This is a genomic window from Ruegeria sp. YKSD179 (genome assembly GCF_059612885.1).
On record NZ_JBXWRL010000042.1, the window covers coordinates 37,392 to 50,309 of the forward strand.

At 53.3% G+C, this 12,918-nt stretch carries 13 protein-coding genes, 1 tRNA gene and 1 riboswitch; of the genes, 6 read left to right on the forward strand and 8 right to left on the reverse strand.

Annotated elements, in window-relative coordinates:
- Positions 1-25: 25 nt before the first annotated feature.
- From AC2FNE_RS17860 to AC2FNE_RS17875, 4 genes are all read right to left on the reverse strand, one after another.
- A complete protein-coding gene (locus AC2FNE_RS17860) occupies positions 26-961 on the reverse strand; it encodes a DMT family transporter (protein ID WP_170607378.1) in 936 nt (311 codons plus the stop codon).
- A 46-nt stretch (positions 962-1,007) separates the two neighbouring features.
- The gene (locus tag AC2FNE_RS17865; RefSeq protein WP_496805930.1) at positions 1,008-1,676 is read right to left on the reverse strand and encodes an HD domain-containing protein; all 669 of its coding nucleotides are present in this window, start codon (positions 1,674-1,676) and stop codon (positions 1,008-1,010) included.
- On the reverse strand, positions 1,660-2,760 hold the full coding sequence (gene aroC / locus AC2FNE_RS17870; protein WP_496805931.1) for a chorismate synthase: 1,101 nt from the start codon (positions 2,758-2,760) through the stop codon (positions 1,660-1,662). Before aroC ends, AC2FNE_RS17865 begins: the two co-directional genes overlap by 17 nt.
- 95 nt (positions 2,761-2,855) lie before the next feature.
- Positions 2,856-3,296 carry a 6,7-dimethyl-8-ribityllumazine synthase gene (locus AC2FNE_RS17875; protein ID WP_170607373.1) on the reverse strand — a complete coding sequence of 147 codons (441 nt, stop codon included), beginning with the start codon at positions 3,294-3,296 and terminating at the stop codon, positions 2,856-2,858.
- 72 nt (positions 3,297-3,368) lie between these two features.
- Positions 3,369-3,517, reverse strand: a riboswitch (FMN riboswitch).
- Positions 3,518-3,572: 55 nt separating this feature from the next.
- Here AC2FNE_RS17875 and AC2FNE_RS17880 point away from each other — a divergent pair.
- The 5 genes from AC2FNE_RS17880 (at position 3,573) to AC2FNE_RS17900 (ending at position 7,939) form a co-directional block, all read left to right on the forward strand.
- Entirely contained in the window at positions 3,573-4,202 is a 630-nt protein-coding gene (locus tag AC2FNE_RS17880) for an FMN-binding negative transcriptional regulator (RefSeq protein ID WP_170607371.1), read from the forward strand.
- 51 nt (positions 4,203-4,253) lie between these two features.
- A complete protein-coding gene (locus AC2FNE_RS17885; protein ID WP_496805932.1) occupies positions 4,254-4,862 on the forward strand; it encodes a glutathione S-transferase in 609 nt (202 codons plus the stop codon).
- 348 nt (positions 4,863-5,210) lie between these two features.
- Positions 5,211-5,795, forward strand: a complete 585-nt coding sequence (gene petA / locus AC2FNE_RS17890; protein WP_170474158.1) for a ubiquinol-cytochrome c reductase iron-sulfur subunit — start codon at positions 5,211-5,213, stop codon at positions 5,793-5,795.
- 12 nt (positions 5,796-5,807) lie between these two features.
- Positions 5,808-7,139 carry a cytochrome b gene (petB, locus tag AC2FNE_RS17895; RefSeq protein WP_170474155.1) on the forward strand — a complete coding sequence of 444 codons (1,332 nt, stop codon included), beginning with the start codon at positions 5,808-5,810 and terminating at the stop codon, positions 7,137-7,139.
- A gap of 17 nt (positions 7,140-7,156) precedes the next feature.
- A complete protein-coding gene (locus AC2FNE_RS17900) occupies positions 7,157-7,939 on the forward strand; it encodes a cytochrome c1 (RefSeq protein ID WP_170474152.1) in 783 nt (260 codons plus the stop codon).
- A gap of 132 nt (positions 7,940-8,071) precedes the next feature.
- Here the strand turns inward: AC2FNE_RS17900 and mtaB are convergent, their stop codons facing one another.
- Both mtaB and dapF read right to left on the reverse strand, forming a co-directional pair.
- Positions 8,072-9,328 carry a tRNA (N(6)-L-threonylcarbamoyladenosine(37)-C(2))-methylthiotransferase MtaB gene (gene mtaB / locus AC2FNE_RS17905; protein WP_170607631.1) on the reverse strand — a complete coding sequence of 419 codons (1,257 nt, stop codon included), beginning with the start codon at positions 9,326-9,328 and terminating at the stop codon, positions 8,072-8,074.
- Positions 9,325-10,167 (reverse strand): diaminopimelate epimerase, encoded by an 843-nt coding sequence (gene dapF / locus AC2FNE_RS17910; protein ID WP_170607367.1) that lies wholly within the window; start codon positions 10,165-10,167, stop codon positions 9,325-9,327. The genes mtaB and dapF overlap by 4 nt, the downstream gene beginning before the upstream one ends.
- 210 nt (positions 10,168-10,377) lie before the next feature.
- Between dapF and AC2FNE_RS17915 the strand changes: the two genes are divergently transcribed.
- A tRNA-Lys gene (locus tag AC2FNE_RS17915) sits at positions 10,378-10,453 on the forward strand.
- 290 nt (positions 10,454-10,743) lie between these two features.
- On the opposite strand, the gene AC2FNE_RS17920 is transcribed toward AC2FNE_RS17915, so the two are convergent.
- Both AC2FNE_RS17920 and AC2FNE_RS17925 read right to left on the reverse strand, forming a co-directional pair.
- Positions 10,744-11,589 carry a pilus assembly protein N-terminal domain-containing protein gene (locus AC2FNE_RS17920; protein WP_170607365.1) on the reverse strand — a complete coding sequence of 282 codons (846 nt, stop codon included), beginning with the start codon at positions 11,587-11,589 and terminating at the stop codon, positions 10,744-10,746.
- A gap of 184 nt (positions 11,590-11,773) precedes the next feature.
- Positions 11,774-12,592: a DUF2189 domain-containing protein gene (locus tag AC2FNE_RS17925; RefSeq protein WP_496805933.1), complete on the reverse strand. Its 819-nt coding sequence runs from the start codon at positions 12,590-12,592 to the stop codon at positions 11,774-11,776.
- Positions 12,593-12,918 lie beyond the last annotated feature (326 nt).

The window sequence follows — 12,918 nt, forward strand, 5'->3', positions numbered from 1 at the left end:
TAGGGGAAGTTGGCAAAAGGTAAAGTCATGGTTTGTGGTCGGACAAAGACCGTGCGTTGCCACGTTCCAGCCCCAGTTGGTGCTCTCGCCAAATCACAACCACATTGCCAACTATGACAAGTGCAGCGCCGATCAAGATCGCAAAGGTCGGCAATTCATCAAACCAAACGTAGCCGATGAAAATTGCAAACAACATTGTGGTGTAGTCATAGGGTGCCAGCATTGAAGCCTGCCCAAACCGGTAAGAAGAGGTAACTAGGATTTGCGCCACGCCTCCGATCAAGCCCATTGCGATCAGGATGGCGGCCTGTTCCCATGTTGGCATGGTCCAACCCCAAAAAGCAGTCAGACCTGATAGAAGAGTCGCCGTCATCGAGAAATAAAACACGATTGCCGCTGGATGATCGACCTGAACCAGTTGGCGGATGTGAATTTGCACAAAAGCACGCGCAAATGTCGCCCCCAAAACGCACATCGCGCCAATCGTCGCAGCCAGTTCCATCTCGCTGCTACCGAGACGAGGCCATATCATGATCAGTACACCCAACAACCCGATGGCAACCGCCCCGATCCGGATCATTCGAATTCGTTCACCCAGCATCACAGCGGCCAGGATAAGAGTGAATATTGGAGTGGCATACCCGATAGCCGTGACTTCGGGCAGTGGGAGTAGACTGAGGCCTGTAAAAGTGAGACCCATCGCAGCCGTACCCAATACACCGCGCCAAAAATGTCCCATCGGTTTCCTGACCACAAAACCCTGGATGAGTTCGCCGCGCGCTACCAACCAAATGACGATAACGGGAATAGCAAAAAGTGACCGGAAGAAGACCAGCTCGCCAGGTGGAAAGTCTTCGGACAAGGCTTTGACCAACGCCGACATTGACGTGAACAAAAACAGGGCACTTAGTTTTAGCGCCACGGCAAGAATCGGTCGATGCGATGTTAAGGATTTTGCCATCGGCGCGACCCTGCGCCTTTGCAGCGCAAAGATCAACGGCGGTTGTTTAGTTGTTGGGGTTTGTCCAACTTGTTGGCAAGGGTAAACCTACTTCCTCTGCCAACTCTTGCAAAAACCCGACCATCTTCTTTACGCGGTCCTCTGCGAGTCTCTGCCCGGACACAGTCAACATGTCTTGCGGAAGTTGAAGCAGCTTTACCTTCCAATGGTCCAGTGAAAACGTCAGATCGTCCAAACGGCGCGTTTCTGCAAACGGGTCAAGCGGATCATATAGGGCCCGCCCCAATGCTCCGGATACTATAAAGGTTCGCGCAATGCCAATTGCTCCCAATGCGTCTAACCGATCTGCGTCTCGCAGAATGCGCGCCTCATTCGTTTTTGGTTGTATTTTGGCCGAGAAGCTATGCGCAGCAATTGCATGCTGAGTAGCACGTATTTGGGCAGCGTCAAATCCAAGTTCGCTCAAGATAGGCTCTGACTCCTCGGCAGAGCGACGGGAGGCCTGACCACGATCAGGATCGTCTTTGGGAAGATTTACAAGATCGTGCAGGTAACAGGCCGCCAGCAAAACCTGCATGTCCAACTTAACATCGCAAATGGCCTGAGCATTTTTCCAGACCCGATCCAAATGGGCTAGATCGTGCGCGGGATCGGTCTGCATACGGTGCAAAACAACGCGACGAAGGCTGTCGCGCAGGTCAGCCAATCCTGCCACGGTTCTCACCAATCTGGCCACGATGCAGTAACAGGTGATCAAGGATCACGCAGGCCATCATTGCCTCGCCCACCGGTACCGCGCGAATTCCAACGCAGGGGTCGTGACGACCTTTTGTAATGATCTCGGTTTCCTCGCCAGATTTTGTGATAGTCTTTCGGGTGGTCAAAATCGAAGAGGTTGGTTTGACCGCAAATCGTACTACCAAGTCTTGGCCCGTCGAAATACCGCCCAGAATACCACCAGCATGGTTTGAGCTGAATTGCGGTCCGTTCTGGCCCATGAATATCTCGTCGGCATTGGCAACACCGGTCAGTTCAGCGGCAGCCATGCCTTCGCCAATTTCTACGCCTTTGACGGCGTTTATAGACATCATCGCAGCGGCCAAATCAGTGTCTAATTTACCGTAGACAGGAGCGCCAATCCCCGCGGTTACGCCGCGGGCCACAACTTCGATCACAGCTCCAACTGAATTTCCAGACTTACGCAGATCATCCAATATGATTGCCCATTCCTTGGCAGCCTGAGCGTCGGGAGTCCAAAACGGGTTCTGTTCGATCTGCGACCAATCAAACCTTTCCCGCTCGATTTTGTGCGGGCCGATCTGGGTCATATACCCGGTAATTTGCACATTCGGGGCGATCTGTTTGATTGCCTCGCGCGCCAAACCCCCAGCCGCCACCCGCGCTGCCGTTTCCCGGGCCGAGCTGCGCCCGCCTCCACGATAGTCGCGGATTCCGTATTTCTGCCAATAGGTGATATCTGCATGACCCGGCCGGAACTTGTCTATGATATCGCCGTAGTCTTTTGAACGCTGATCAGTGTTCTCGATCATCAATTGGACTGGGGTGCCGGTGGTTTGTCCCTCGAAAACGCCGGACAGGATTTTCACTTGATCAGGTTCACGTCGCTGAGTGGTGAATTTATTCTGCCCGGGCTTACGTCTGTCCAACCAGTGTTGGATCATGTTTTCGTCGATCGCGACTCCCGGCGGACATCCATCTACAGTTGCACCCAACGCCGGCCCATGGCTTTCACCCCAGGTGGTGACACGAAAGAGATGGCCAAAGCTGTTCATTGACATATGGAGTGCTCCTTTGGGAATCGTGATTAGCGGTCAAGTGCTTTGGCCTCAAGCGGATTTGCAGCTGGGGCGCCGCGGCCCCAACCCAACTCTCTTTACGCAGCGGCAGCCAACCCGGCGCGGGTCTTTGCTACTTTTAGTGCTGCATGGGCCGCTTCGCGACCCTTTTGAATAAAATGATCACGATAGATGGCATTGTGATGGTCTGTTTCCTGATATTGGTGAGGGGTTAGAGAAACCGACAAGACAGGGACCCCGGAATCCATACCTGCACGCATCAAACCGTCAACCACTGCCTGCGCCACGAAATCGTGCCGATAAATACCACCGTCGACCACAAAGGCCGCGCAAGCAACCGCGGTGTAGCGACCTGTCTGGGCCAAATCTCGGGCAAGCAGCGGCATCTCGAACGCACCAGGTACGTCGTATACATCGACTTGTTCGGCGGGTATCAGCTCTAGAAATCCCTCTAGCGCGCGATCTACGATATCGGAATGCCAGTTGGCCTTAACAAAAGCGTAGCGGGTGTGTGTCATCTTGATCTCCTTTCGCAACAGACACGTCACCCAAGGCGATCACGAGCAGACACACCGCATCACCGGTACGCTGCACGTTCTCTTTCATCCGGACTTTAACCGTCGGCTCTGGCCTCTCACCAGATCTGCTGGACACCTCAAAAATCGAGGCCGCTCGCGGGCTTACGGGACATCGCCCGCATACCGCCGGTGGGGAATTCCGCCCCGCCCTTAGAACAATGCAGACCTTGCCAAGGACTGCGGCGTACTGCAAGAGCTATAAGCAGGAGAATACGCATGCACCCCAACCCATCTTTTCATGCCGATGATCGGAGCCGAGACATTGCTTTTGCAAGGGATCGAGCGTTTGGCACTCTGGCTGTTTCGACCGATGACTCGCCGTTACTAAGCCATATTCCATTTCTGATGGACGAAGACGGAAACACAGCCGAACTTCATCTTTTGCGTTCCAACCCAATCGCGCGGGCACTTAATAAACCGCAGCCAGCGCGAATCGCGGTGCTGGGTCCGGATGGTTACATTTCGCCTGATTGGTATGGAATCGACGATCAAGTGCCTACCTGGAATTACCTGGCAGTTCATTTGATTGGAGTGCTGGAGTTGCTGCCTCAGAGAAAATTACTGGATTTGCTGGACCGGCAGTCAGCGTTTTACGAAAATCGGTTACTACCAAAACCTCCGTGGGCAACAGGAAAAATGACGGATGAGACGTTGCAAAGGATGATGCGCATGATTGTGCCTTGCCGATTGCAAATCGACGACATTCAGGGCACATGGAAGCTAAGCCAGAACAAATCCGACACTGTCCGGTTGTCTGCCGCCGATGGCGTCGCGATGGGCGGAATTGGTTCCGAGCTTGATGCATTGCAGGCGCTTATGCGCGACGCTACCGAAGGCGCGACCTGAAACCAATTTTGCTCTCAAATTTCACAACCAAGTCCCATTCCGGAGAAAAACATGCAGTTGTATCATAGTTCGACCTCGCCCTACGTCCGTAAAGTAATGGTAGTGCTTCACGAGACCAACCAGTTGGCAGATGTCGAATTAAAGACAGTGGCGACTACTCCTGTATCTCCGGCCGATCAACTTTTTGGCAAAGCACCGCTGACCAAAGTGCCGGCCTTGGAACGCCCTGATGGCCCGACATTGTTCGACAGTAGGGTGATTTGTTCATATCTGGATAGCCGTGCGCAAGCCGGGCTGTATTCCGACGGTTCCCGATATTGGGATATCCGGACTCTGGAGGCACTGGCTGATGGTATTTTGGATGCCGCTCTTCTGATTACGTATGAGGAGCGCCTCCGACCTGAAGAAAAACAATGGAATGAGTGGGCCGACGCACAATGGGGCAAAGTTGAACGCGCCTGTACTGCGCTGAACCAGCATTGGATGGCGCATTTGTCTGAACCGCTCGACATGGGGCAAATCGCAGTTGGTTGCGCGCTGGGCTACCTTGACCTGCGGCATGACGCTCGTGCTTGGCGCAGCGGAAACGATGCACTGGCCAATTGGTTTGCGGAATTCGGCGAACGACCAAGCATGGTTGCAACGCGCCCGCCCAGTTAAACAGTTCGCAATAGGTCTAAATCAGTCCGACATTCTTCGACCAAACTCCGCCGATTGGTCACGAAAAGCATTTGGAGCGTAGCATTCTAAGCGCCATTACGACTCAGCGGGTCCAAGAACAGCCGAATCGCCGCAGGTTGATTCGGCTGTTCAGAAAAACCTGACGCGGAGAATCACTAAAAAAGCCTGCTGCTAAGCAACAAATTTCCCAGATGCGGCGTATTGCGCGTTTATGACCGCTAGACGAACACTATTCTCCCCGATAGACAGCGCGGTTAAGACGCCGCATTCGTGCGGTGCGCGAGCTATTTGCCCGTACGCGGGCGCCAGACAATCGGAGATTACCTCGTGTCCCACGCAGAAGACCACGAAGGCACCCGCAGAGACTTTCTGTATTACGTCGCTGGCGGCGCAGGTGTCGTTGCGACAGGTGCAGCCGTATGGCCCCTGATCAATCAAATGAACCCTTCGGCAGATGTTCAGGCTCTGTCCTCGATCCGGGTGGATGTCAGCGGGGTCGAGCCGGGTACGCAATTGACCGTCAAGTGGTTGGGCAAGCCCGTCTTTATCCGTCACCGGACCGGAGCAGAAATCGCGGAAGCCCAGGAACAAGATGCTGAAGGAACTGGCGCGCTGCCGGATCCGCTGGCCCGAAATGCAAACCTGAACGCGGATGCGCCGGCAACGGACGCCAACCGCGTCATGCCGTCGCCGGAAGGTGAAGCACCAGGTGCCTGGATCGTTCAGATGGGCGTTTGCACACATTTAGGTTGTGTGCCTTTGGGCGATGCCGGCGATTTCGGAGGCTGGTTCTGCCCCTGCCACGGATCACACTATGATCTGGCCGGCAGGATCCGCAAAGGACCCGCGCCTGAAAACCTTCCTGTTCCGCCCGCGGAATGGACCGACAACAGCACAATCAGACTCGGCTAAGGGAGAGCCAAGATGTCAGGAATTCCCCACGATCATTATGAGCCGAAGACCGACGGAGAAAAGTGGCTGAACAGCCGACTCCCGATCGTAGGCTTGTTGTACGATACACTCATGATCCCAACGCCTAAAAACCTGAACTGGATGTGGATTTGGGGCATCGTCCTGACTTTCTGTCTGGCGTTGCAGATCATAACCGGAATTGTTCTGGTGATGCATTACACTCCGCATGTCGATCTGGCCTTTGCCAGCGTCGAGCACATCATGCGCAATGTGAATGGTGGCTACTTTATCCGCTACTTGCACATGAACGGCGCATCGTTGTTCTTTGTTGCGGTTTACATTCATATCTTCCGCGGCCTGTACTACGGGTCCTACAAATCTCCGCGCGAGATTACGTGGATCATCGGGATGCTGATCTATCTGATGATGATGGGCACGGCTTTCATGGGATACGTCCTGCCTTGGGGCCAGATGTCTTTCTGGGGCGCGACTGTGATAACTGGCCTGTTTGGTGCGATTCCGTTTGTGGGCGATGCGATCCAAACCTGGCTATTGGGCGGTCCTGCGGTGGACAACGCTACGCTGAATCGCTTTTTCTCACTGCACTATTTGTTGCCATTTATCATCGCGGCTCTGGTTGTCGTGCATATCTGGGCTTTCCACACCACTGGCAACAACAATCCGACCGGTGTAGACGTTCGTCGCACGTCTAAAGCTGACGCCGAAAAAGATACTCTTCCTTTCTGGCCATACTTTGTGATCAAAGACTTGTTCGCGCTTGCGGTCATTTTGGTGGTGTTCTGGGCCATCGTCGGCTTTATGCCGAATTATCTGGGCCACCCGGACAACTACATCGAAGCCAACCCGCTGGTCACTCCTGCGCACATCGTTCCAGAATGGTACTTCCTGCCGTTTTACGCGATCCTGCGCGCATTTACTGGTGAGGTCTGGGTTGTACAAATCGCCAGCTTCATCACAGGCGGCATCATCGATGCGAAGTTCTTTGGCGTTCTGGCCATGTTCGGAGCAATCCTTGCGATGGCACTGGCTCCGTGGCTGGACACATCAAGCGTGCGTTCTGGGAAATACCGACCGATGTTCAAATGGTGGTTTTACCTCTTGGTCATCGATTTCTTTGCGCTGATGTGGCTGGGCGCTATGCCTGCAGAGGAGCCTTACGCAACTTTCTCGCTGATCGCGTCTGCGTATTGGTTTGCTTACTTCTTCGTAATCCTGCCGATCCTTGGGGTAATTGAGAAACCACAGGCTCCGCCAGAAACCATCGAAGAAGACTTCAACGCGCATTATGGCAAGGCTGACGCCGATGCCACGCCGGCAGAGTAAGAAGAGGGACCGGAAACATGTTCAAGAAACTTGCAATCGGTGCCGCGCTTGCTCTGGCCGTTGCTCCTGTAGCTTCAAATGCTGCAGGTGGTGGTGAACAGCACGTCGAGGATTTTCATTTCTCTTTCGAAGGTCCGTTTGGCACTTACGATGAAAGCCAGTTGCAGCGTGGTCTTCAGGTCTACACCGAGGTCTGCGCGGCTTGCCACGGCCTAAGATACGTGCCCCTTCGCGACCTAGAAGCTCTGGGTTATTCAGAAGAACAGGTCATCGCTTACGCGGCGGGCAATTTCGAAGTGTTCGATCCCGAACTGGATGATTTCCGTCCGGCGATCCCAACAGACCACTTCCCTGAAAACAACGGGGTTGGTGCGCCAGACCTCAGCTTGATGGCAAAAGCCCGAGCTGGGTTCCACGGTCCATATGGCCTGGGGATCAATCAGTTGTTCAAAGGTATGGGCGGTGCCGAGTACATCGCTTCGTTGCTGGATGGGTATACTGGAAAAGAAAAGGAAGAGGCTGGTTCGGTTCTGTATGAGAATACTGCTTTCCCCGGTGGTTGGATTTCCATGGCGCCTCCGCTGGCGGATGACCAAGTCGAATATGCAGATGGCCATGCCGCGACCGTTGAAGAGATGTCAAAGGATGTCTCGGCATTCCTGATGTGGGCCGCAGAACCCAAGATGATGGATCGCAAGAACGCAGGTTTTGTCGGCGTTTTGTTCCTGACCATTTTGTCGGTGATTTTGTACCTGGTGAACAAACGCCTGTGGGCGCCTGTTAAGGGCAAAAGGCACTAGAGCCATCCTATTGGCTGAATTTGAAAACCCCCGCTCCTGCTGGAAGCGGGGGTTTTTTTCGGAATCGTGTGACTTACCTTGGAACAGGCATCCTCCCGTTTGTCGACGGACTAATTTATCCCCATAAACTCATCAAGCTATTAGCTGTGTCAAAGAATGCCCAGTAATCGTCGCGTTAACAATCTTCCCTTCTTGCTGTGGCGCTTGGAACGTGACTTCGGTGAACTGCTCTGTGCGTCCCATGCAAGGGTTTTCCATTAAGATGCGATGAGATTTTCCGATCTGGGCGGCCAAGTGTTTTGCAACCTGACTTTCACCTGCTTTGCGCAGGCGCGCGGCTCTGTCCTTGATCACCTTTCCATTCACTTGTTGCGGAATCCGCGCCGCGGGGGTGCCGGCGCGTTTGGAATAGGGGAAGACATGCAACCACGTCAGATCGCACTCAGCAACAAGTCGCAAGGAATTTTCGAAATGTGTTTCTGACTCTGTCGGAAATCCAGCAATTATATCCGCGCCGAAAGTAATGTCAGGGCGAAGCTTTCGAGCCTCTTCCGTAAACCGGATGGCATCATCGCGCAGGTGGCGGCGTTTCATACGCTTGAGGATCAGGTCGTCTCCATGCTGCAATGATAAATGCAGATGCGGCATCAGGCGCGGTTCAGTTGCAATGGCTCGCATAAGGTTTTCGTCAACTTCGATGGAATCGATCGAGCTGATCCGCAGACGCGGAAGGTCAGGGACCAACTTTAGGATACGCATCACCAGATCGCCCAGCTTGGGCTGCGCGGGCAGGTCGGCGCCCCAAGACGTCAAATCCACCCCTGTCAAAACGACCTCGTTGTAACCTTTGTCGACGAGGCGCTTGATTTGATCCACCACGACGCCCGCAGCAACGCTTCGGGAATTTCCACGCCCGTAGGGTATGATGCAAAAAGTGCAGCGGTGATCGCAGCCATTCTGAACCTGCACATATGCGCGTGAGCGGGTGCCGAACCCGTCAATCAGATGCCTTGCCGTTTCTGTGACAGACATGATGTCGTCAACTTGCACCGCCTCGGTCTCACCAATGAAGTCTGCCGCCATGCTCTTCCAGGTCTCGGGCCGCATTTTTTCACTGTTCCCAAGCACTGCGTCGACCTCATCCATCTGGACAAATGTGTCAGGCTCGGTCTGCGCGGCACATCCAGTGACAATCAGGCGGGCCTCTGGATTTTCCCGCCGAAGTCTACGAATTTCCTGACGGGCTTTCCTAACAGCCTCGGCAGTAACGGCGCATGTGTTAACGATTACGGAGCCCCTCAAGCCTGCCTGTTGCGACAGCTCTTTCATAGCCTCAGTCTCGTATGCATTCAGGCGACAACCCAATGTTGTGAATATCGGGGCGCTCATGCCAGAGACCTCAGAAACTCCGGTGTCAGCGTGCCAGAAAACACGTGGCACGTTGGGCCTGTCATCCAGACCCCATCGTCGCGCCAATTGATCCAGATCCTACCACCATCCAGTTCAATCTGCACTGTGCGCCCGGTCAATCCACGCCGCGCTGCTGCAACAGCAGTCGCGCAAGAGGACGATCCGGATGCCAGCGTTATTCCAACACCTCGTTCCCAAACCCGCATCCGCAATTGATCCGGTCCGGTGACTTGAGCAACCTGAACATTGGTGCGTTCCGGATAAAGAGGATGATGTTCATACCTCGCTCCAAACTCTTCCAATGATACAGCTTCGGCATTTTCGACAAAGAACGTGCAGTGCGGATTGCCCATACCCGTCGCGGTCGGCCCACCTTCGATTGGCAACTCCAATGTGTCCAGTTCTTCGGCAAGTGGAACCTCATTCCAGTTCAGTTGTGGTTGACCCATGTTCACCGAGGTCAGGCCGTCTCCGGCATCGCGGGCCAAGAGGTAACCCCGCGCGGTTTTCAAAGTCAGTTCCGACTTACCGGATTCTTCCATAAGGAAACGGGCAATACATCGTGTGGCGTTTCCGCAAGCCGCTGATGTCGATCCATCGGCATTATAAAATACCAAGTTCGCATCGACGTCCCCTGCCTCAATGACAGCGAGTTGATCAAATCCAACACCGAACTGGCGGTGCCCAATTCCTCTTGCCAACGCGGGCGTGACCGCGACCGCCTGTGCGCGGGCGTCTACAATGACGAAGTCATTTCCCAGCCCATGCATTTTCATGAAGGGCAAACCGATGTCATTTGTATGTCGCATGGCGGCCATATAACGATGGTCAGGAAATGATTCCACCCTCTCTGGAAGATTCATGAAAAAAGGGGTTGACCCCTTCGCCCCACCTGCCTAATTAGGCCGCCTATCGGGGCGCCGGACACAAGTTTTATGTCGGCGGAAATGGGTGCAAATTAAGGTCTTGAACCCGATCAGGAAAATACCTTAGAGAGCACCACGGGTCGATTAGATCCAAGAAAGAGTGGGCCGTTAGCTCAGTTGGTAGAGCAACTGACTTTTAATCAGTGGGTCACAGGTTCGAATCCTGTACGGCTCACCACTTTTTCAAATTGTCTGACGCCGAATTGCCAAGTTCTCTATTGGTTACCCTCCTCGGGTTTAAGATTCGACTAAAAGCAATTTGCCTAAACAGGCATCTTTGTATTCAGTCCCAGACTGAATTTCTAATGCCGCCGATTTAAACCAAGGCAGGTCTAGCCCTGTTTTAGACCGTTTAACCCTTGGAAATTAGTCCATCTGGCTACAGCTTGGAAAATCCATCGTTTCCAAGTGGAACTCGGTCAGCTTTCACAGCTGGTTCAATACTGCTTGCAACGACAGCAGAGGATACTATGAACTTTCCCGGCAAGGGATGACAGTTTCAAAAAGTTCTCCACCACGACGCATTCGCACTTTGCAAACCTGGTTTTCCGTGACCGTCAGAAGATTGGAGATTTCTGCATCGCCGACTAGCAGTTGAGCAATCTGTACAGCTTGTTGCGCACGCTCCTGTGAGCTTATTTTTCCTGATAGAACGATCGTTCCTCCGAGATCGTGGACACTGACCAGTTCGTCGGGAAGAAGTTCGCGGATCTGTGCCTCAACTTCAGCTGGATCAACGATTTCGACTGCAGGTTCTGGCTCGACCTTCTCCGGCTTTGGCTCTGGCATTGGAGGTGCCTCTTGGATGCGCACATTCAGTAGGTTCGATATTTTCCCTTGCGCGTAATGTCCCGCCACCTCAAGTGCCTTGCTGACCACCTCTGGGCCTGACACAGATCCGGTAAGAACGAAGCCGTCGTTCGCGGAAAGGACTTTAATCTCTTCATCTGGCAAAACTTCTGTCAGACGGCGCTGTAATTCCGTTGTGTCCGGTGAAACGCGTATGTCGATCGAAGAAATTATGCTGCTGTCATCCCGAGTCAGCATCAGGGTCGTGCGACCCGGATTCTTACCCAAGATGTAAAGGGAAGTACCTGTTATCGACGAAATATCAGCGATGTCCGCGTTCGCGATGAAAACTTCGCTAAATGGCTCCGCGCTTTCTATGGCAACCGCACCATCAGCGACAACCTCGACAGTTTGCGTCGCCGCGTTCGCCTCAATCTTTATAGTGGCGCCGGCGAATGCAGGCGCGCCAATCAACGTAACGGTAGCGACCGCTATGTAGACTATCCAGCTCAGTCCGTTTTTCATAATCGAAGACCTCAACATTAGCACTTTTTTGGGCAGATTAGTCGTCCTGCCGGAAAAAGTGTGGCTGAAAAAGAAGTCGAAATCGGGAGCAAAATTTAGAAAACTATGTGACCACAAAATGTCATATTTTGCTGTCCGCATTGGGCTCAATCTGGGCAGTTGCTTAGGACCGTGGCCGAAAAGATCATCCGTCCGCGTGTGTCACAGCCCGTTGATAAAGATGCCACGTGGTGTGGCCAAGGATCGGCAGCGTGAAGACAAGACCCAGAAAAGCTGGAACCAAAGACAGTAGCATAGTTACCGAAATGATCGCCGCCCAGGTGAGCATGACCGCTGGGTTTTCTGTGACGACGTGAATGGACGTCAGCATGGCGGAAACGAAATCAGTTTCCTGATCAAGCAACATGGGCATAGACACGACAGTTAATGAGAACAACGCAAGCGACAAAAATGCGCCCACGCAGGTACCAATTGCAAGGAAAGTCCAACCCTGTGAAGTAAAGAACAAGGTGTTCAAAAATCCGTCAAAATCCGAGAAAGACGCATCCTTCAGGATGATCGCCAGCCATAGCCGAACCTGGTAAATCCACACCCAAAAAATGAACAGGGTGACAAAGGCCATCCAGCCCATTTCTCGTTTGTGTTGATTAGCCATGACAGAAAGTATTTCAGACCAACCGAAATTCTCTCCCTTCTGTAGTCGGCGGGACATCTCATAAAGCCCGGCCGCGGCGAAAGGTGCGACTAGCGGGAAGCCGACCGCGGCGGGAATGATCATCCAAATCTTTCCCAGCCAGACAAGGCACCAAACAAACAGGATTCCGAAAGCTGCATAAAATAGGCCAAAGAAACCGCTCATCAAAGGACGAGCCAGAAAGTCGGAAAATCCAGCTTTAAGCGAGGACGTGATATCACCTGCAGTCACCTTGTTGACCCTTGGCATCGCCCGCTGCTGTGGCGTCACATTGTCCGGTGGTATGGGACCCGTGGTTTTGGATGTCATGACAAACCCCTCCCAAAGCATAAAGACGCGTTGGCCTATTTGCCAACGGACCCCGTGGTGAAACAGGCATCCCTCCGCTGAATATGAAACTGCATCAGCTGACGCATAAGGGCAAGGGGACAGAAAGGCGGTCGGGGCCAACCGATACGTTACTTGCTCCCCTGCGTCAGTTCCCAGAGCCAATCGGACATTCGACTTTCGCCGCCAGATCGTGTTTCCGCAGAAAGCTCATCTGAAGTGCATTGTTGGTCGAGTTTTTGTTGAAGATCTGAGTTTGTGATATTGTGGAGTTTAATTGTTGATCGGAATTTGTTTTGTTTAGATAC